This window comes from Pseudomonas sp. RSB 5.4 (assembly GCF_037126175.1).
GTDB classification, from domain to species: domain Bacteria; phylum Pseudomonadota; class Gammaproteobacteria; order Pseudomonadales; family Pseudomonadaceae; genus Aquipseudomonas; species Aquipseudomonas fluorescens_H.
Window position 1 is genome coordinate 5,399,625 of the sequence record NZ_CP146986.1, and the last position, 18,135, is coordinate 5,417,759.

Genomic DNA, 18,135 nt, shown 5'->3' on the forward strand with positions numbered 1-18,135 from the left:
AGCGGGTCAGAAGGCGCTGTCTCGCTGGTGTTACTCCGCTGTGCTATCGTTGCGGCATCATTTCGGTACGATCCAAGAGAATCCCTGCATGAAGGTGGCAGTCTGGGCGACAGAGCGCGTGGTTCGCTGCAAGCACGCATTGCTTGTCGGTCTGCTCTGTTTGCTGACGGGCGTTGCTGTTGCGCAGCCACAGACGCCCGCAAGCATGGCCGAACAACGCGCCCAGTCAGTGACGCAAGTCGTGCTTGGCATCCTCAGCTACGCCCGTTGGCCGGTCGAGCCAGCGCAGTTGCGCCTGTGTATCGTCGGCCCTACCGAGTACACCGACGATCTGCTCAAAGGCACCACACAAGCCACTGGCCGGCCGGTCACCGTGCGTCGACTGCTGGCCGACAACCCGGCCATCGTCAGCGAATGCGATGCGGTGTATATCGGCAAACTCACCGCAGATGAACGCAGTCGGCTGTTCACGTCATTGATCGGTCATCCGGTGCTGAGCATCAGCGAAGGTGGTGATCAGTGCACGGTTGGCAGCCTGTTCTGCCTGCGCGTCGGCGATGAGCAGGTGTCCTTCGAGGTCAATCTCGACTCCGTAGCCCGCAGCGGCGTACGCATCCACCCGAGCGTACTGCAGCTGTCGCGTCGCAAATCGGCGGCGCCATGAAGCTGTTCCGTTCCAGAACCCGTCCGACACTGGGCTCGGTCATCGGCCGTGGACATTTGATTGTCGCGCTGGTGGCCGTGACCATGGCCAGTGTGTCGCTGACCCTGTTGGGCGTTCTCGCGCTGCGGGTCTACGCCGATCACAACCTGCACCTGATTGCGCGCTCGATCAGCTACACCGTGGAAGCGGCGGTAGTGTTCAACGACAAGGCTGCCGCTACCGAAGCGCTGGCGTTGATCGCGTCCACCGAGGAAGTGGCGGATGCTCAGGTTTTCGATGCGCAGGGCCAGTTGCTGGCACGCTGGCAGCGGCCCGAGAACGGCTTGTTCTCCGAACTGGAAATGCAGGCCGCCCGCACTATTCTGGAAAAGCCCATCAGCCTGCCGATCCTGCATCAGGATCGTGAAATCGGGCGCATTCTGCTGATTGGTCACGGCGGCAGCCTCATGCGCTTTTTGCTCAGCGGTCTGGCGGGAATCATCCTCTGTACTGCGATCAGTGCCTGGGTCGCGCTGTATCTGGCGCGCCGACAACTACGCAGCATTACCGGTCCTCTTCGCAGCCTCGCGGCGGTGGCCCACGCTGCCCGCAGCGAGCGTGCGCTGGATCGACGGGTACCGCCGGCGCAGATCGCCGAGCTCGACAACCTCGGCAACGACTTCAATGCCCTGCTCGATGAACTCGAATCCTGGCAAACCCACCTGCAAAGCGAGAACGAAACCCTCGCCCACCAGGCCAGCCACGACAGCCTCACCGGCCTGCCGAACCGGGCGTTTTTCGAAGGCCGGTTGATTCGCGCCTTGCGCAATGCCGGCAAGCACAACGAGCGGGCGGCGGTGCTGTTTCTCGACAGCGACCGCTTCAAAGGCATCAACGATAACTTCGGCCACGCCGCTGGCGATGCCGTGCTGGTGGCGGTGGCCAATCGGGTGCGCGCACAACTGCGTGAAGAGGATCTGGTGGCGCGGCTGGGGGGCGATGAATTCGCCGTGCTGCTCGCGCCATTGCACAAGATCGAAGACGCCGAACGCATTGCCGACAAGATTCTCGCCAGCATGGACATGCCCATCGCGCTGCCGGGTGACACCAGTGTGGTGACGTCGCTCAGTATCGGCATTGCCGTTTTCCCCGATCATGGTGCCACGCCAGGTGCCTTGCTCAATGCTGCCGACGCGGCGATGTATCAGGCCAAGCGCCTGTCGCGTGGCGCTCAATCCACTGCCGGGACGGAGAGTCCGGTCGTCAATCTTCAAACCAGGAGCTGATTCCGTGTTCACATTTCCCGCTCGACTGTTTTCCGCCTTGCTGATGATCGCCGTACTGGCGCTGACCGGGTGCCAGACCGCACCGCAAATAGGCCTGACCCCGGCGCAGATCGCTGTACTCAAACAACAGGGCTTCGAGCCGACCGATGAGGGTTGGGCATTCGGCCTGTCGGGCAAAGTGCTGTTTGGCAGCGATATCGAAAGCCTGAACGCGCAGAGCACCGAGATCGTCGAACGTATCGGCAAGGCGCTGGTGGGTATCGGCATTGAGCGAGTGCGCGTCGACGGTCATACCGACGCCTCGGGCAAAGAGGCCTACAACCAGCAATTGTCACTGCGCCGTGCCAAGAGTGTGGCCAAAGTGCTGACCACCGTCGGCATGAAGGAAGAGAACATCCAGCTGCGCGGACTGGGCAGCAGCGAACCGGTGGCGTCGAACAACACTGCCGCCGGACGCACCGAGAATCGCCGGGTGTCGATTGTGGTCAGCGCCGATTAATCGGCAAACCGCATCTCGCGGGTCTGCCCCATCAGCAGACCCTGATTACGCTCGGTCACCTCACGGATGTAATCCCACAACAGGGTGATTCGCTTCAACTTCCGCAAGTCCTCCCGGCAGTACATCCAGAACTGCCGGGTGATGTCGATTTCCTCGGGCAGCACCGGCAGCAGGCGCGGATCCTGCGCGGCGAGGAAGCACGGCAGAATCGCCAGTGAACGCCCCTGCTGCGCCGCGACGAACTGCGCGATGACGCTGGTGCTGCGCAGGTTTGCGCTGGCGCCGGGCAGCACGTTCGCCAGGTACAGCAGCTCCGAGCTGAACGCCAGGTCATCCACATAACTGATGAATTGATGCTTGCCCAAATCGGCCGGGCGGCGGATCGGTGGGTGTTGATCGAGGTAGTCCTGGGTTGCGTACAGCTGCAAGCGGTAGTCGCAGAGTTTGCAGCACACGTACGGGCCGTGCTCCGGGCGTTCCAAAGCGATGACGATATCGGCCTCGCGCTTGGACAGGCTGATGAAGTGCGGCAGCGGCAGGATGTCCACCGAAATCGCCGGGTAGGCGTCGACGAAGTGGCTCAGCTGCGGGGTGATGAAAAAACTGCCGAAACCTTCGGTGCAGCCCATGCGTACATGCCCGGACAGTGCCACGCCGGACCCCGAGACTTGCTCGCAAGCCATGTGCAACGTGCTTTCAATCGACTCGGCATAGCCCAGCAAACGCTGGCCTTCAGTGGTCAGGACAAAACCGCTGGTGCGCGATTTTTCGAACAGCAATGTACCCAACGCCGCTTCCAGCGAACTGATGCGCCGCGACACGGTGGTGTAGTCCACCGCCAGGCGTTTGGCCGCGGTGCTGGCCTTGCGGGTGCGGGCGACTTCGAGGAAAAACTTCAGGTCGTCCCAGTTAAGCGACCCCAGGGAGGTGATGTTTTTTTGCATGATGGACGGGCTTATATGTGCGTTCTTATTAGAAGTTTGCACATCTATACTCCAAAAACAGTCCGACAACCAATTCGTGACACACGCCTCATCTCAAGGCGAACCCTTTCGCCTTGGCTCCTACGATAAAAACAAGTTTCGGAGACCAGCATGAACGCATCGCTTACGCCCAACGAAACCACGGTCCAGAAGGTCAAGCTGCTGATCGATGGCGAGTGGGTCGAATCGCAGACCACCGAATGGCACGACATCGTCAACCCGGCGACCCAGCAAGTGCTGGCCAAGGTTCCGTTCGCCACCGCCGCTGAAGTCGATGCTGCCATCAGTGCCGCGCACCGCGCATTCCAGACCTGGAAACTGACCCCGATCGGCGCGCGCATGCGCATCATGCTCAAGCTGCAGGCACTGATCCGCGAGCACTCCAAACGCATCGCCGTGGTGCTCAGCGCCGAGCAGGGCAAGACCATTGCCGACGCCGAGGGCGACATTTTCCGTGGCCTGGAAGTGGTCGAGCACGCCTGCTCCATCGGTACCCTGCAAATGGGTGAATTCGCCGAAAACGTGGCCGGTGGCGTCGATACCTACACCCTGCGTCAGCCGATCGGCGTGTGCGCCGGCATCACCCCGTTCAATTTCCCGGCGATGATTCCGCTGTGGATGTTCCCGATGGCCATTGCCTGCGGCAACACCTTCGTACTCAAACCGTCGGAACAGGATCCGCTGTCGACCATGCTCCTGGTGGAACTGGCGATCGAGGCCGGCGTTCCGGCCGGCGTGCTCAACGTGGTGCACGGTGGAAAGGACGTGGTGGATGGCCTGTGCACCCACAAGGACATCAAAGCGGTGTCGTTCGTCGGTTCGACGGCGGTCGGTACCCACGTTTACGACCTGGCCGGCAAGCACGGCAAACGCGTGCAGTCGATGATGGGCGCGAAGAACCACGCCGTGGTGCTGCCGGACGCCAATCGCGAGCAAGCGCTGAACGCCCTGGTCGGCGCCGGTTTCGGTGCGGCCGGTCAACGTTGCATGGCCACCTCGGTGGTGGTGCTGGTTGGTGCGGCGAAGCAGTGGCTGCCGGATCTGAAAGCGCTGGCGCAGAAACTCAAGGTCAACGCCGGCAGTGAGCCAGGCACCGATGTCGGCCCGGTGATCTCGAAGAAAGCCAAGGCGCGGATTCTCGATCTGATCGAAAGCGGCATCAAGGAAGGCGCCAAGCTTGAACTCGATGGTCGCGACATCAAGGTGCCGGGTTATGAGCAGGGCAACTTCGTCGGCCCGACCCTGTTCTCGGGCGTGACCACCGATATGCAGATCTACACCCAGGAAATCTTCGGCCCGGTGCTGGTAGTGCTGGAAGTCGACACCCTCGACCAGGCCATCGCGCTGGTCAACGCCAACCCGTTCGGCAACGGCACGGGCCTGTTCACCCAGAGCGGTGCGGCAGCGCGCAAATTCCAGAGTGAAATCGACGTCGGCCAGGTCGGCATCAACATCCCGATTCCAGTGCCGGTGCCGTTCTTCAGCTTCACCGGTTCCCGTGGTTCGAAACTCGGCGACCTCGGCCCGTACGGCAAGCAAGTGGTGCAGTTCTACACCCAGACCAAAACGGTCACGGCGCGCTGGTTCGATGACGACAGCGTCAACGACGGCGTGAACACCACCATCAACCTGCGCTGAGGAACTGCCATGAAAATCGCATTTATCGGTCTGGGCAACATGGGCGCGCCGATGGCGCGTAACCTGATCAAGGCCGGTCACTCGCTGAACCTGGTGGACCTGAACAAGACTGTGCTGGCGGAACTGGAGCAACTGGGCGGCACTATCCGCGCCTCGGCCCGCGAAGCAGCCGAAGACGCTGAACTGGTGATCACCATGCTCCCGGCGGCGGTGCATGTGCGCAGCGTCTGGCTCGGTGAGGATGGTGTGCTGGCCGGTATCGGCAAAGGCGTGCCGGCGGTGGATTGCAGCACCATCGATCCGCAGACTGCTCGTGATGTGGCCGCCGCTGCCGCCAAACAAGGCGTGGCGATGGCCGATGCACCGGTCTCCGGCGGCACCGGTGGCGCGACCGCTGGCACGCTGACCTTCATGGTCGGCGCCACCCCGGAACTGTTCGCCACCCTGCAACCGGTGCTGGCGCAGATGGGCCGCAACATCGTGCATTGCGGTGAAGTCGGCACCGGACAGATCGCCAAGATCTGCAACAACCTGCTGCTGGCGATCTCGATGGTCGGCGTCAGCGAAGCGATGGCGTTGGGTGATGCGCTGGGGATCGACACTTCGGTGCTGGCCGGGATCATCAACAGTTCGACCGGGCGTTGCTGGAGTTCGGAAATGTACAACCCGTGGCCGGGCATCGTCGAAACGGCGCCAGCCTCGCGCGGGTATACCGGTGGGTTTGGTGCCGAACTGATGCTCAAGGATCTGGGACTGGCGACCGAAGCGGCGCGTCAGGCGCATCAACCGGTGATGCTGGGGGCGGTGGCGCAGCAGTTGTATCAGGCGATGAGCCAGCGCGGGGAAGGCGGCAAGGACTTCTCGGCGATTATCAACAGTTATCGCAAGCCGCAATAATGCCGCAGGGTGCGATTCTGTGTGGCGAGGGAGCTTGCTCCCGCTGGTCTGCATAGCAGACCCAAACCCGGTCAATGCGGTTCTTCAGAAAAACCGCATTGACTGAAGTTACGACTGCTGCGCAGCCGAGCGGGAGCAAGCTCCCTCGCCACAGGTGGTTTTCTGGGCTTTTTATGTGAGGCAAAAAAGATCGCAGCCTTCGGCAGCTCCTACAGGGTGTACATCTTGCCCATGTAGGAGCTGCCGAAGGCTGCGATCTTTTGCATGTCAGGCGAAGACGAAATATTTGCGCACGGTCTCGACCACTTCCCAGGTGCCTTTCATCCCCGGTTCAACCACGAAAATATCGCCGGCGCGCAGGTGGATCGGTGCCATGCCGTCCGGGGTGATGATGCAGTAGCCTTCCTGGAAATGGCAGTACTCCCACTTCACATAGTCGACCCGCCACTTGCCCGGGGTGCAGATCCAGGTGCCCATGATCTTGCTGCCGTCTTCGCTGGTGTAGGCGTTGAGGTTGACGGTGTGCGGGTCACCTTCGAGCTTTTCCCATTTGCAGGCATCGAGTACCGGCAGCGGGTGGGTGTCGCGCAGAACGGTGATGGGGGCAGTCGCGGTCATGAGAACTCCGGGCAGTGGGCGGATGGCAAAGAAACCAAGTCGCACCCTATAGCGCCCGGACAGGGCTCAGTTGTCTGTGCTCGACATCAAGCTGCTCAGAAACGCGCTTTGCCCTCGGGAGGAGTCAAGGCCTGCAGCAAGGCTTTGGCGTAACCCGGCAGGGCGCTGAAATCCCGGGCACAGAGCATCAGGGTGCGGCGCGCCCATGGCTCATTGAGGGCGATGCTGTTGAATCCGCGCGGCGTCGCGCGTTCGAGGGCAGCCAGCGGCACGATGGCGAGGCCGGCACCTCGGGCGACCATGCGCATCACCCCGTCAAAACCGTCGGCGCGGATCCGCACCTGCATGCGCGAGCCACTGTGCAGCGCCTGTTCTTCGAGGTAGATCGCCAGCGCGCTGTCGGTGCTCAGACCGACGAAATCATGGTGCAGGGCGTCGCTGAAGCTGACTTCGGCGGCGTTGGCCAGTGGATGTTCCCGCGGCACGATCAGCACTAACGGATCATCGCGAAAGGGCTGAGTCTGTAAATCGGAGGTGTCCACCGCATCGGAGACGATGCCGATATCGGCTGCGCCCTGGCGCAAGGCGTGGGTGATGCGGGCGCTGGGCAGTTCCTGCAGATCGATGTCGAGGTTGGGATGCTCGCGCAAAAAGTCCGCGAGCACTTCCGGCAGGTATTCGGTGATCGCCGTGGTGTTGCACAACAGTCGCACCTGACCTTTGACGCCCTGCGCGTAGTCGGCCAGATCCTGCTGCATGCGTTCGGCCTGTTGCAGGAGGATGCGCGCGTGGTGGGCCAGTGCCTTGCCAGCGGGTGTCGGGCTCACGCCACGACGACCGCGTTGCAGGAATTCGGTGCCCAGCGAGGCTTCCATGGCGCGGATGCGCGCACTGGCGGCGGCCAGCGAAAGATGGCTGCGGGCGGCGCCGGCGGTGATGTTGCCGGTGTCGAGGATGTGTAGATAGAGGCGCAGGTCGGTGAGGTCGAAGTGCATCGGGGCAGCCTCTGGTTTGTGTGGTGTCTGGGCGGGCCTCTTCGCGAGCAAGCCCGCTCCCACAGTGGATCAGTGGTGAATCCAAAACTGTGGGAGCGGGCTTGCTCGCGAAGGGGCCATCAGCCGCAACGCAATTAACAGCCTCTTGTATTGGCAGAGGCAGCCTCAGTATATGGCAGATTTTCAGCGCATCCGTGAAAGCGCACAGTAGCGCCATGAACACACTCGCAGATTTCTATCAGAACCTCGGCCTTGCCCTGTCATTGCTGGTCATCGCCATCTTCATCATGGCCGGCCTGGTCAAAGGCGTGATCGGCCTCGGCCTGCCCACCGTCGCCATGGGCCTGCTCGGTCTGGCTATGGCCCCGTCGCAGGCTGCGGCGTTGCTGATCATTCCGGCGACGTTGACCAATGTCTGGCAACTGGCCTTCGGCGGGCATCTGAGAGGGCTGATCAAACGCCTGTGGCCGATGCTGCTGATGATCTTTCTCGGTACCGCAGCCGGCACGTTGTCGATCGGCATGGCAGGCGGGCATTGGGTGGTGCGCGGCTTGGGCGCGGCGCTGCTGCTGTATGCGTTGAGTGGGTTGCTGCTGCCGACGCTGCACGTCAATCCTCGGCATGAACCGTGGCTCGGCCCGCTGTGCGGGATGATCACCGGGGTCATTACTTCGGCCACCGGTGTGTTCGTGATTCCGGCGGTGCCGTACCTGCAGGCGCTGGGTTTGAGTCGCGATGAACTGGTGCAGGCGTTGGGTCTGTCGTTCACGGTTTCGACCCTGGCGCTGGCCGGCGGCTTGTTCTGGCGCGGTGCGCTGGGCAGTGGCGAACTGACTGCCTCGCTGCTGGTGCTGATCCCGGCGATGCTGGGCATGTGGTTCGGGCAGTGGCTGCGTCAGCGCATCAGCGCCGTGCTGTTCAAACGAGTATTTTTCGTCGGACTGGGCGCGCTCGGCGCCCATCTGCTGATCAGCGGCTAGCCGACGAGGTGCTGAGCATCTCGATCCGACGGATATCGAAATCACGCTCCAGGTACGTCATGCGGTTGTCGAAAAACTCGCGCATGTGCGGCAGGTTCGAGTGCACGTCCAGGTGCGCCTGGCTTTCCCAGATCTCGTAGAAGATGAACAGCGTCGGATCTTCCTTGTCGCGCAGCATGTGGTACTCGATGCAGCCGGGCTCGGCGCGGCTCGGTTCGACATAGGCGCGAAACAGCGCTTCGAAGGCCTCGGCTTTCTCCGGGCGGGTCTTGGCGTGCAGGATGAAACCGTGGCGTTCACTCATCGAAACAACTCCTCAAATGCAGATGGCCGGAAATTTTATTGCAACAATCGGCATTCGATTCGTGCTTTTTGATCAAATGTATTTTGCGCCAGCGCGGCTTATTCCGCGCGAGATGGGCCGTTAACCTGCCGCCATTCCTTTTCCCATCTTCCTCCAGCCCCAAGGCTGCACCGAGGCGTTCTCATGAAAAAAGTGTTGTTGCTCAATGGCGGCAAGAAATTCGCCCACTCCGACGGTCGTTACAACGCCACCCTGCACGAAACTGCACTGAGCGTGCTGGATCGCGGTGGTCTGGATGTCAAAACCACGTTCATCGATGAGGGTTACGACGTCGCGGAAGAAGTGGCCAAATTCCTCTGGGCCGACGTGATCATTTATCAGATGCCGGGCTGGTGGATGGGCGCGCCGTGGACGGTGAAAAAGTACCTCGACGAAGTCTTCACCGAAGGCCATGGCAGCCTCTATGCCAGCGATGGCCGCACCCGTTCCGATGCGTCGCAGAAGTACGGCAGCGGCGGTCTGATTCAGGGCAAGCAGTACATGCTGTCGCTGACCTGGAACGCACCGCAGCAGGCGTTTGATGACCCGACAGATTTCTTTGAAGCCAAGGGTGTCGACGCGGTTTATTTTCCGTTCCACAAGGCCAACGAGTTTTTGGGCATGACCGGGTTGCCGACGTTCCTCTGTGTGGACGTGATGAAGCGCCCGAGCATCGAGAATGATGTGGCGCGGTATGAGCAGCATCTGAAAGAGGTGTTTGGCCTCAAGGCTTGAGGTGATTTCATGTGGTTACGGTTGTAACTGTGGTGAGGGTTTTAACTGTGGTGAGGGGATTTATCCCCGATGGGTCGCGCAGCGGCCCCCCGATCTTGATCTCAAAAAGCGAGGCCTGCTGCGCAGTCCATCGGGGATAAATCCCCTCGCCACAGGGGTGTTCTCTCTCCACAATGGATTTGTGCAGTCGATCAATAAGGGACACCCGTGAAAGCCAGATCCGATGAGTTGCAGATTTTCGTCTGCGTGATCGAATGCGGTTCGATTTCCGCCGCTGCCGAGCAGGTCGGCCAGACCCCTTCGGCGGTCAGCCGCACGTTGTCGCGGCTGGAAGCCAAGCTCGACACCACGCTGATCAACCGCACCACGCGGCGCATGGACCTGACCGAGGAGGGCAAGTACTTCTTCGAGCAGGCCAAGCTGATTCTCGATCAGATGGACGCCCTCGAAGAGCGACTGTCCTCACGCCAGCAAACCCCGTCCGGACGCCTGCGGATCAACGCCGCGTCGCCCTTCATGCTGCACGCCATCGTGCCGTACATCGACGAGTTCCGTGGCCTGTACCCGGACATCCAGCTCGAACTCAACAGCAATGACCTGATCATTGACCTGCTGGAACAAAGCACCGACGTCGCGATCCGCATCGGCACCCTTGCCGACTCGACGTTGCATGCGCGTTCGCTCGGTTGCAGTCCGCTAATGATCGTCGCCAGTCCGGCCTATCTGCAGAAGCGTGGAGCGCCGCAGCAAGTGGCGGACTTGAGCGAACACACCCTGCTCGGTTTCACCCACAACGAAGGCCTCAACCAGTGGCCGCTGCGCTACGTGCACGGCGACCGCTGGCCAATCACCCCGGCAATCAGCGCCTCCAGCGGCGAAACCGTGCGCCATCTGGCGCTGGAAGGCCAGGGCATCGCCTGCCTGTCGCACTTCATGACCATCGACGACATCCGCGCCGGGCGCCTCAAGGTGCTGCTGGCGGAATTCAACAGCGGTTATCGCCAGCCGATCAACGCGGTGTACTACCGTAACTCGCAACTGGCGCTGCGCATTCAATGCTTCCTCGACTTCATCCAGAGCAAACTTGCGGCGTACGCCAGCGCCGATTTCAAGGGTTGATTCGTGATCCCTGCGCAACAGTGATTTGGCTGGTCGCGGGTTTTTCCACCGGGGTTAGCGGTCGATACTCGCGGCATCACTTATTCACGCAGGGAGTTTCTCCATGAACGTATTCATCACCGGCGCTGCCGGATTCATCGGCGGTTCCATCGCCACCGGTCTGGTCCAGGCCGGCCACACCGTCACGGGCCTGGTGCGTAGCGCCGAACAGGCCGAAGAACTCAAGGCATTGGGCATCACCCCGGTGATCGGCACCCTCGAAGACGCCACGCTGCTGGCCGCACAGGCCCGCGCCGCCGATGCGGTGATCAACGCCGCCAGCAGTGACCATCGCGGCGCGGTCGAAGCGTTGCTCGATGCCCTGCGCGGTTCGAACAAAGTGTTCCTGCACACCAGCGGTTCGAGCATCGTCGGCGATGCCTCGGGCGGCAAGTCCAGCGACGTCATCTACTACGAAGACAACCTGCCGGAACCCACCGTCGACAAGGCTGCCCGCGTGGCCATCGACAATCTGATCCTCGCTGCCGCACAGGACGGCGTGAACTCGGCGGTGATCTGCAACACCCTGATCTACGGCCACAGCCTGGGCGTCAATCGCGACAGCGTGCAGTTGCCACGTCTGCTCAAACAAGCGCGCAAAAGCGGCGTGGTGCGCCATGTCGGCACTGGCCAGAACATCTGGTCCAACGTGCACATCGAAGACGTCGTCGCCCTCTACCTGCTGGCGCTGACCAAAAACGTGCCCGGCACCTTCTACTTTGTCGAAAGCGGCGAAGCCTCATTCATCGACATGACCACCGCCATGGCCCAGGCGCTGAACCTCGGCGAGCCACAAGACTGGCCACTGCAAGACGCCGAAGCCGAGTGGGGCTACGAAATGGCCAACTACGGCCTCGGCTCCAACAGCCGCGTTCGCGGCAAACACGCCCGCGAACTGCTGGGCTGGGTGCCGAAGCGTACGTCGGTGGTTGAATGGATTCGTAACGAAATGGTGTGAGTTTACGCTGCACCGCGTGAAGCCATTCGCGAGCAAGCCCGCTCCCACAAGTAGAACGCATTCTGACTGAAGCAATGCGATCAACCTGTGGGAGCGGGCTTGCTCGCGAAAGCGCTGGATCAAACAACAGAAAAGTCGAATGGCACACCGTCATCGTTCTTTTTTTGTCCCGGTAACCCCCCGCAAACACAGCGGCTGCCAGTGGAATTTAATTTTTAGCGGGGACTTCGCCGGGTGCTCGGGAAATTACCGACTAGGCTGCTACCCCGGTGAAACGAGGGCGGCTGCGATGCACGTCGCCCTCCACGTGTTGCAGGCATGAGGCCCGTTCAGCACGGCACCGCCCATGGAGTTTTCCGGCAAAAGGAATTTGCGATGGCGACACCCATTGATGCCTTCTGGTGAAGGTGTATCCCCCCGGCGGACCTACATCAATCCGCTATCTCCCGATGAGTAATGGTCGGCCATGACGGCCGGCATCTGTCATTGACTCTGGTTGTTGAATTGCACGCAACGCGCGTGGGCGAAGCCGTCACCTCAATTGGCGAAAACAAGGAATAGTTATGATCATTTTGGGTATTACGAACAATGATTTGGCGGGTGCTTGCCTGGTACGCGATGGTCAGATTCTTTCAGCGGTCAGTGAAGAGCGTTTCACCCGCATCAAGGACCATAAAATCTGGCCGACCAAGTCCATCGAGTTTGTGTTGAGCCAGGCCGGCGTGTCACTGGAAGATGTCGATCATGTCGCCTATGGATGGAACGCCGGGTTCAGTGCCGACAAACATCTGGAGTTGTACTTCGATCGCATTGTCGAGGAGGTCAGGAACAACCCCCAGGGGCTTGCGCAGTTCCGTCAGCGTGTGACTGATGAAATCAACAACGACAAAGAAAAACGCGGCGAATTCGACCAGTACATTGTCGACAACGGTCTGCAAGGCAAGGCGTACTACATTGATCACCACGAATGCCATGCGCTCGGTGCCTATGTCTGCTCGCCGTTCGAGGACGCGTTGACCCTGACCTGCGACGGACGCGGCGACTTTCAGTCGCTGACCGTCACCTGGTACAGCCCGACAGAAACCACGGTGCTGCAACGCGAAACCAGTGTCGACAGCCTCGGTTATTTCTACGGCCGGATCACCCACCTGCTTGGTTACAAACCCAACCGCCACGAAGGCAAGGTCACCGGTCTGGCCGCGTTCGGCGATCCGCAAAAACTGCTGGGCGTGATGCAGCAGATGATCCGTTTCGAAGACGGCCGCATCAAGGCGCGCTGCGGCGATATGTTCCTGCCGTCCTACAACACCTACAGCGCGCCGCTGGAAACCCTGTTTGCACGGGAAACCCCCGAGGACATCGCCGCCGCTGTACAGCGTCACAGTGAAGATCTGCTGGTGGCGACCGTCAGCCATCATCTGGCGCAGCGCGGTAGCGCCAACCTGTGCCTGGCCGGCGGCGTGTTCGGCAACGTCAAACTCAACCAGCGCCTGCGCGAGATTCCGGGCGTGAAAGACGTCTACGTGCTGCCGTGCATGGGCGATGGCGGCCTGGCACTGGCTGCGGCAGTCGGTGTCGCGTACCTGGAAAACGGCACCCGTTTCAAGAATCCGTCGATGATGCTTGGCCCGGAATCGCGCAACGTTTCGCAGAACATCAACCTGATCAATCGCGACTACCCTGAGCTCGGTTATCACACGCCGTCGAACATCATCGACGTGCTGATCGAGGCCCTGACGGAAAATCAGGTGCTGGGCATGTTCAAGGGCAAGATGGAGTTCGGCCCGCGTTCGCTGTGCAATCGCAGCATCGTCTATCACGCGCAGGATGCCGAGGTGAACGACTGGCTCAACAAACGCATGCATCGCACCGAGTTCATGCCCTTCGGCCCGGTCACCGCCATCGAGCAGGCGCCGGCCTGCTACGTCGGTTGGGACGAGGAGCAAGTGGCCGCCGACACTATGACCATGACCTACGACTGTCATCCGCAATTCAGCGAGGCAAGTCCGGCCGTGGTGCACATCGACGGCACCGCGCGCCCGCAGATCATTCGCCCGCAGAACGACCCGTTCATGCATCGCCTGCTGACGGCCTGGCACCAGAAAACCGGTCAGGCAGCCTTGATCAACACCTCGTTCAACCGCCATGAAGAACCGATCGTGTGCTCTTCCCAGGACGCACTGGATGCGCTGAAGGAAGGCATGGTCGATCTGGTGGTCATGAGTGAATCGCTGATCGTCTGGCGCAAGGGCAAAAACAGCTTCACCCAGCAACGCTTCGAATAATGGATGGTATTCAGGGCTCCTGGGGAGCCCTGTTTCTGGAGTGTCAGGCGCATGGTTGACGAATGTATTTAATCTTTTTCGGGTTCTTTGCGGCGGAAGGGATCATCTATCCGTTCTGGCCGACCTGGCTGGACTCCCTGGGCTTCAGTGCCAGTGAAATCGGTTTGCTGATCGCCGCGGCGTATTGGCCGCAGGTGGTGACCGGGGTGCTGATCACCTATGTGGCCGACTGGCGCGTGGATCAGTTGCGGCTCGCCGCTGTTCTGAGCGTTACCGCCGCGTTGTGTACGTTGCTGTTCTACTTCATCCCGGCGCATTTGTGGATGTTCGTGTGCCTGAGTGTGCTGTTTGGCGGGCTGTGGATGGTGGTGCTGCCGCTGTCCGAATCTTACCTGCTCAAGCGCGACAAACTGGCCCTGCAGAATTACGGCTGGGTGCGGGCGGTAGGCTCTTCGGCGTTTATCCTGACCTCGACGCTCGGCGGCTTTCTGTTTGCGCAGTACAGCCAGTCGTGGGTGCCGCTGGTGATCGCGGCGAGCATGTTACTCACCGCCGTGGCGTGTTTGCGCCTGAAGCGCCAAGTGTCGCGGGCGCATCTGGCGCCGCCCGGCCCGGCGCGCAAACGGCCGGACTGGAAAGCGCTGTTGGCACACAAGAGCCTGCTGATCGCGATTGCTGCCGCCAGCTTCATTCAGCTGAGCCACACCCTGTACTTTTCCACGGCTTCGATCGGTTGGGGGGTGAAGGGTTTCTCTTCCTCGGCGATCGGCATGTTCTGGGCGGTGGCGGTGATTGCGGAAATCACCTGGTTCGCGCTCTCCAACAAGGTCCTGGCGTTTTGCGCGCCGTTGTCCCTGGTGATGTTTTCCAGTGTCTGTGCGGCACTGCGCTGGGCGCTGTTTTCCAACAGCGACGCGGTGTCGCTGATCCTGCTGGGCCAGTGCCTGCACGCGCTGAGCTTTGCCGCCTACCACGCGGCGATCATGCGCTTTATTCGCGACCAGGCACCGCAGGATATTCAGGTCTTTACTCAAGGGGTTTATTACTCCCTGGCGGTGGCCTTGCCCATGGGCCTGGCCACACCTTTCGCCGGCTACCTGTACCAGACCCGGCCGCAGTGGTCCTACTACGTGATGGCGCTGTTCGCGTTGGTCGGAACGGTGCTGGCGTTCATTGCTCATCAGAAAATGCGAAGTTCAACTCATGGCTCAACAAACGTTTACAGCCGTCTGCTTTGATATGGACGGCGTGCTCATTCAGTCGCGCGAGGTGATTGAACACGCCTGGACCACCGTGGCGCGCGAGTACGGGATCAGCGTCGATCAGGCGTTCATTGACGAGCACATCCACGGCCGTCCCGGTGGTTACACCCTCAAGACCTTGTTTGCCGAGTTCGACGAAGCACAGCGGGTGGCGATCAAGCGTGAAGTCGACGCCATCGAGCAGGTGACGAACTGTGCGCTGGTGCCGGGCGTCGCGACGTTGATCGCCCGACTCCGCGAGCACGCCGTGCCCCTGGCGCTGGTCACCAGCAGTTGGCGGGCGCGGGTCGACCACGTTCTGCAGCAACACGACCTGACGTCGGCGTTCGACAGCATCATCTGCCGCGACGACGTGCGCAGCGGTAAACCGGCGCCCGATCCCTATCGACTGGCGGCGGCACAACTGGGCCGGCAAAGTGATGAATGCCTGGTCTTCGAAGACTCCGTCAGCGGTGTGCAGTCGGCGATCAGCAGCGGTGCGCTGTGTATCGGCATTGGTGACGACCCGACGCTGACTGCGCATGGCGCTGCAGGCGTGTATGCCGATTTCACCCGGCTTGCGCTTAGGCTGAACGGTGTGGGCGCGCACGGTTATGCCGATGGAGCGCTGTTCATTAACGCTCACCCGACCCAGAGGTTTGCCCGCTCATGACATTGACGTTGCAGCACGCCAGCGTGCTCTGGAAATTCCTCGGTGCGGGGCGCCAACACAGCGCCAGTGAATTGATCGTAGTCTGCGGCTCCTACGACCTGCGGGTCTGCGATTACGCCTGCCAACTCCTGAAAGACGGTGTGGCGCCCCACCTGTTATTCACCGGCAATACCGGCAACTGGACCCGGCATTTGTGGGAACGCACCGAAGCCGATATTTTTGCCCAACACGCGTTGATGCAAGGGGTGAGGGCTGAGCAGTTCACCCTGGAAACCCGCGCGACCAATTTTGCCGAAAACATCGCGTTGGCCCGGGCGATGTTTCCCGACGTGCGTCGCGCGACCTTTCTGACCAAGCCCAATTCGATCCGGCGCGTGGCGTTGACCTTGCCCGTGCAATGGCCCGAACTGGAAGCCTTTGTGGATGCGCCGTCGTTCCGATTTCCCGATGACGTCAGCAATCTGATCGGGGTCTTGGGCCTGATCGACGAAATGGTCGGCGATGTGCACCGCATCATGGTTTACCCTTCGTTGGGTTTTCAGGTCGAGCAGGTCATCCCCGAAGAGGTTCAGGTAGCCTGGCGGTATCTGGTGGAGCAAGGCTTCGATCACCATTTGATCAAGGGCAGGAGTTGACGCTGACTCCCGCCGGGAGACAGACATGCAATACGACACGCTGATCCGCAACGCCACCGTCATCGATGGCAGCAACACCCCCGGCTACCGCGCCGATGTGGCGATTCTCAACGGGCGCATCGAACGTATCGGCGACTTGCACGATGCTCGCGCCACGGAAGAAATCGACGCCGCCGGCCGCGTGCTCGCCCCAGGCTTCATCGACGTGCACACCCACGACGACACCGTGGTCATCCGCCAGCCGCAGATGCTGCCCAAACTCAGCCAGGGCGTGACCACGGTGATCGTCGGCAACTGCGGGATCAGCGCCTCGCCGGTCAGTTTGCAAGGCAATCCACCGGATCCGATGAACCTGCTCGGCAGCGCAGCGGCGTTCGTCTATCCACGTTTCAGCGATTACCGCGCCGCCGTCGAAGCGGCGAACACCACGCTGAATGTCGCCGCACTGGTCGGCCACACCGCGCTGCGCAGCAATCACCTCGACGACCTGTTCCGCACCGCCACGCCAGATGAAGTCGCCGCCATGCGCGAGCAATTGCGTGAAAGCCTTGAAGCCGGCGCGCTCGGTTTATCCACAGGCCTGGCGTACGCCAGCGCCTACAACGCCTCCACCGACGAAGTGAAGCAACTGACCGAAGAGCTGACGGCATTCGGCGCGGTGTACACCACCCACTTGCGCAGTGAATTCGAGCCGGTGCTGGAGGCAATGGACGAAGCGTTCAGCATCGGCCGTCACTCACAATCCCCGGTGATCATTTCCCACCTCAAATGTGCCGGTGTCGGTAATTGGGGGCGCAGTCCGCAGTTGCTCGCGGCGTTGGAGGAAGCAGCGAAAACCCAGCACGTAGGATGCGATTGCTATCCCTACGCGGCGAGTTCTTCGACCCTGGATCTGAAGCAAGTCACCGACGCCCACCGCATCACCATCACCTGGTCGACACCGCATCCTGAAGTCAGCGGACGCGACCTGATCGACATCGCCGCCGAATGGAACGTGCCACTGCTCGAAGCCGCCAAGCGCCTGCAACCGGCGGGCGCGGTGTACTACGGCATGGACGAGGCCGATGTACGAAAAATCCTCGCGCATCCACTGTCGATGGTCGGTTCTGACGGCCTGCCGGAAGATCCGTTCCCGCATCCGCGCCTGTGGGGCGCTTTCCCACGAGTGCTCGGACATTTCAGTCGTGATGTCGGGCTGTTTCCGCTGCACACCGCCGTGCACAAGATGACCGGCCTGTCGGCGGCGCGGTTTGGTTTGAAGGAGCGCGGTGAAATTCGTGAAGGGTATTGGGCGGATCTGGTGCTGTTCGATCCGGCGACCGTGCGCGATGTGGCAGATTTCACTGATCCGCAGCGGCCAGCGCAGGGGATTGATGGGGTGTGGGTCAATGGTGTGTTGAGTTATCGCGACGGACAGGCGAACGGTCGTCGGGAAGGACGATTTCTGGCCCGGAACGGGGATTTGCGCGAAGGATTTCATTGATTGCCAAGCCCCTGTAGGAGCTGCCGAAGGCTGCGATCCTTTGATCTACGTCTCATGGTGGCACTCTGAGATTAAAGAATGTCGA

18 protein-coding genes are annotated in these 18,135 nt (G+C 61.1%); 14 read left to right on the forward strand and 4 right to left on the reverse strand.

Annotated features, from left to right (window positions below):
• The first annotated feature begins 88 nt into the window (after window positions 1-88).
• The 3 genes from V9L13_RS24290 to V9L13_RS24300 are packed head-to-tail and all read left to right on the forward strand — an operon-like array spanning window position 89 to window position 2,428.
• A complete protein-coding gene (locus V9L13_RS24290; RefSeq protein WP_338800735.1) occupies window positions 89-664 on the forward strand; it encodes a YfiR family protein in 576 nt (191 codons plus the stop codon).
• Window positions 661-1,929 carry a diguanylate cyclase gene (locus tag V9L13_RS24295; RefSeq protein WP_338800736.1) on the forward strand — a complete coding sequence of 423 codons (1,269 nt, stop codon included), beginning with the start codon at window positions 661-663 and terminating at the stop codon, window positions 1,927-1,929. Before V9L13_RS24290 ends, V9L13_RS24295 begins: the two co-directional genes overlap by 4 nt.
• 43 nt (window positions 1,930-1,972) lie before the next feature.
• Window positions 1,973-2,428: an OmpA family protein gene (locus tag V9L13_RS24300; RefSeq protein ID WP_338802900.1), complete on the forward strand. Its 456-nt coding sequence runs from the start codon at window positions 1,973-1,975 to the stop codon at window positions 2,426-2,428.
• Here V9L13_RS24300 and V9L13_RS24305 read toward each other — a convergent pair.
• Window positions 2,425-3,372, reverse strand: coding sequence for a LysR family transcriptional regulator (locus V9L13_RS24305; RefSeq protein WP_007962101.1), 948 nt, complete (start codon window positions 3,370-3,372; stop codon window positions 2,425-2,427). The two genes, V9L13_RS24300 and V9L13_RS24305, sit on opposite strands and share 4 nt — an antisense overlap.
• Window positions 3,373-3,522: 150 nt before the next feature.
• On the opposite strand from V9L13_RS24305, the gene V9L13_RS24310 reads away from it, so the two are divergent.
• Both V9L13_RS24310 and mmsB read left to right on the forward strand, forming a co-directional pair.
• A complete protein-coding gene (locus tag V9L13_RS24310; RefSeq protein WP_338800737.1) occupies window positions 3,523-5,049 on the forward strand; it encodes a CoA-acylating methylmalonate-semialdehyde dehydrogenase in 1,527 nt (508 codons plus the stop codon).
• A gap of 9 nt (window positions 5,050-5,058) precedes the next feature.
• The gene (gene mmsB / locus V9L13_RS24315) at window positions 5,059-5,946 is read left to right on the forward strand and encodes a 3-hydroxyisobutyrate dehydrogenase (protein ID WP_338800738.1); all 888 of its coding nucleotides are present in this window, start codon (window positions 5,059-5,061) and stop codon (window positions 5,944-5,946) included.
• 267 nt (window positions 5,947-6,213) lie between these two features.
• Here mmsB and V9L13_RS24320 read toward each other — a convergent pair whose 3' ends face one another.
• Complete coding sequence (locus tag V9L13_RS24320) at window positions 6,214-6,564, reverse strand: cupin domain-containing protein (RefSeq protein ID WP_003221437.1); 351 nt, start codon at window positions 6,562-6,564, stop codon at window positions 6,214-6,216.
• Between the two features lie 95 nt (window positions 6,565-6,659).
• On the reverse strand, window positions 6,660-7,559 hold the full coding sequence (locus tag V9L13_RS24325) for a LysR substrate-binding domain-containing protein (protein WP_338800739.1): 900 nt from the start codon (window positions 7,557-7,559) through the stop codon (window positions 6,660-6,662).
• Window positions 7,560-7,774: 215 nt separating this feature from the next.
• On the opposite strand from V9L13_RS24325, the gene V9L13_RS24330 reads away from it, so the two are divergent.
• Complete coding sequence (locus tag V9L13_RS24330; RefSeq protein ID WP_338800740.1) at window positions 7,775-8,539, forward strand: sulfite exporter TauE/SafE family protein; 765 nt, start codon at window positions 7,775-7,777, stop codon at window positions 8,537-8,539.
• Here the strand turns inward: V9L13_RS24330 and V9L13_RS24335 are convergent.
• Window positions 8,529-8,843, reverse strand: coding sequence for a putative quinol monooxygenase (locus V9L13_RS24335; RefSeq protein ID WP_338800741.1), 315 nt, complete (start codon window positions 8,841-8,843; stop codon window positions 8,529-8,531). The two genes, V9L13_RS24330 and V9L13_RS24335, sit on opposite strands and share 11 nt — an antisense overlap.
• Before the next feature lie 183 nt (window positions 8,844-9,026).
• Between V9L13_RS24335 and V9L13_RS24340 the strand changes: the two genes are divergently transcribed.
• The 8 genes from V9L13_RS24340 (at window position 9,027) to V9L13_RS24375 (ending at window position 18,050) form a co-directional block, all read left to right on the forward strand.
• On the forward strand, window positions 9,027-9,617 hold the full coding sequence (locus V9L13_RS24340; RefSeq protein ID WP_338800742.1) for an NAD(P)H-dependent oxidoreductase: 591 nt from the start codon (window positions 9,027-9,029) through the stop codon (window positions 9,615-9,617).
• Window positions 9,618-9,824: 207 nt separating this feature from the next.
• On the forward strand, window positions 9,825-10,736 hold the full coding sequence (locus V9L13_RS24345) for a LysR family transcriptional regulator (protein ID WP_139055498.1): 912 nt from the start codon (window positions 9,825-9,827) through the stop codon (window positions 10,734-10,736).
• A 103-nt stretch (window positions 10,737-10,839) separates the two neighbouring features.
• Window positions 10,840-11,733, forward strand: coding sequence for an NAD-dependent epimerase/dehydratase family protein (locus V9L13_RS24350; protein WP_201135858.1), 894 nt, complete (start codon window positions 10,840-10,842; stop codon window positions 11,731-11,733).
• Window positions 11,734-12,296: 563 nt separating this feature from the next.
• Entirely contained in the window at window positions 12,297-14,018 is a 1,722-nt protein-coding gene (locus V9L13_RS24355; protein WP_338800743.1) for a carbamoyltransferase C-terminal domain-containing protein, read from the forward strand.
• 62 nt (window positions 14,019-14,080) lie between these two features.
• Complete coding sequence (locus V9L13_RS24360) at window positions 14,081-15,256, forward strand: MFS transporter (protein WP_226501770.1); 1,176 nt, start codon at window positions 14,081-14,083, stop codon at window positions 15,254-15,256.
• A gap of 1 nt (window position 15,257) precedes the next feature.
• Entirely contained in the window at window positions 15,258-15,932 is a 675-nt protein-coding gene (locus V9L13_RS24365) for an HAD family phosphatase (protein ID WP_338802901.1), read from the forward strand.
• Entirely contained in the window at window positions 15,929-16,567 is a 639-nt protein-coding gene (locus V9L13_RS24370; RefSeq protein ID WP_338800744.1) for a YdcF family protein, read from the forward strand. The genes V9L13_RS24365 and V9L13_RS24370 overlap by 4 nt, the downstream gene beginning before the upstream one ends.
• A gap of 25 nt (window positions 16,568-16,592) precedes the next feature.
• Window positions 16,593-18,050, forward strand: a complete 1,458-nt coding sequence (locus V9L13_RS24375) for a D-aminoacylase (protein ID WP_338800745.1) — start codon at window positions 16,593-16,595, stop codon at window positions 18,048-18,050.
• Window positions 18,051-18,135 lie beyond the last annotated feature (85 nt).